General features: G+C 70.4%; 2 protein-coding genes. One reads left to right on the plus strand and one right to left on the minus strand.

Annotated elements, in window-relative coordinates; translation table 11 throughout:
* Window positions 1–333 precede the first annotated feature (333 nt).
* A complete protein-coding gene (locus tag G6019_RS11880) occupies window positions 334–1056 on the plus strand; it encodes a hypothetical protein (RefSeq protein WP_107757844.1) in 723 nt (240 codons plus the stop codon).
* Between the two features lie 15 nt (window positions 1057–1071).
* On the opposite strand, the gene G6019_RS11885 is transcribed toward G6019_RS11880, so the two are convergent.
* Window positions 1072–1714, minus strand: a 643-nt coding sequence (locus tag G6019_RS11885; protein ID WP_182627673.1) for a hypothetical protein, incomplete at its 5' end; no start/stop codon positions are given.

Here is a 1714-nt window from a genome sequence, read left to right on the forward strand (position 1 = left end):
ACTATAACCGGTGTCAGTTGTGCTGGTGGTCCAGGTCACAGGCCGGGTGCGCGTCGCGGGTTCGGCTCACCGGAAACGAATCGGTGGCCGGTGTCCGCGCCCGTTGCTACGGTGGCGCCGTGCAGAACGACGTGTTGATGTGCTGGCGGAGCGACTCCGAGTGGATTCGCGCCGCCACCGCCGCCCCGGCGTAGCAGGCGCCTCACGGGTCCACCGGGAACGGGTGGGCCGAACGACAGTCGGGCAGGCGGACCCACCGGGACCCGGGTCACCGCCGGACACCCGCCGCGGCCGAGACAGGCCGAGCCCGACCTGATCGAGGAGAACGACCAGGTGACCGCAAGTCCCCGCACCATCCACCTTCCCTTGTCGGAATCGGATGTCCTGGTGAGCGCCCGCTCCCTGGACGAGTACACGGACATGTTCGACCTGGACGCCGTGGACCTTGGTCGTCGGATAGTCGACTGCCCGGGTGGGGCGGCCAGCGCTGTCGCGGAGATCTCCGCCGCGGGCGGTGACGCGGTGGCGGTGGACCCGCAATACGCGCTCGGTGGTCGTGATCTGAGGGAGCGGGTCCTGGCGGATCTGGATCGATCGCTCGCCCACTTCCATTCCCGGGATCTCGAGTACGACTGGGACGTTCGCGGCGGCGTCGTTGGTCACGAATCCGTCCGTCGGGCCGCGGCCGAGTCGATGCTCGCGGACCTCGAGGCCGCTCCCGGCCGGTACATCGCCGGGGCGCTGCCTGAACTGCCTCTCGCCTCTGACTCGGCCGACCTCGTCCTGTGCTCCCACCTGTTGTTCACCTATGCGGACCGGATGAGCACGGCCGACCATGTCGACGCGATCGTCGAGATGGCGCGGGTCGCGCCGGAGGTCCGCGTCTACCCGCTGGTCGACCACTCGGGCAATCCCCTGCCCGAACTGGTCCGCAGCGTGATCGCGAAGCTCAAGAAGGACAGGTTGACCAGTCGTATCGAGCCCGTCGTCCGGCCCTTCCAGCTGGCGGCCACCACGAGGTTGGTGGTGGAGAGGATGCCCCACCGGCGACCGTGACACGGTGGTCGGTGCTTAGCCGGGGGTGAGGCGCAGGACCTGCTGTCCGGTGAACGGGGAGGTCTCGATGCTGGTGAGCAGCGGCTGGGGCCCGCCCACCTCGAGGGCCTGCCCGGCCTGGAAGATGGTCCCCGAGCCCAGGGTGTACGCGACCAGGTCGCACATCTGCCCGTAGAGGGCGCCGGGGGGCGCGGCGACGTCGAGCCGTTCGAGGTCCAGTCGACCGAAACGCCCGAGTCCGGTGGTGTACACGCACGACGTGGTCTCGGATTGCATGCCCGCCCTCACTCCGACCAGCGCCGGGACGGGGAGCGGGTTCCCGGTGACGAGATCGCGGTAGGGACCGGCGGGCAGGGTCGCGGCCGCTCCACCGATGCTCACCGCGATCGCGCCGGGCAGCGCGGTCAGCGCGGCGGTCACCGTGGCCACCGCGAGTTCGCACCGGAGCGTGTCGAGCCGGGGGTCCAGGTAGTCGGGTTCGCCCGGCTCGCCGTCGTCCCCCACCGGACCGAGGCGGAAGGCGGCCACGACGACCTGCGACCGGTGAGAGTCCACCACACCCTCCCCGCCATTCCAGATGGCGAGGTTCTCGGTGTACCGGGACGCCTCGCCGTCGGCCACGGGCAGGTCGAGCGGGGTCACCACCACCGTGACGTCA

Source organism: Dietzia sp. DQ12-76 (assembly GCF_014145045.1).
GTDB lineage: Bacteria > Actinomycetota > Actinomycetes > Mycobacteriales > Mycobacteriaceae > Dietzia.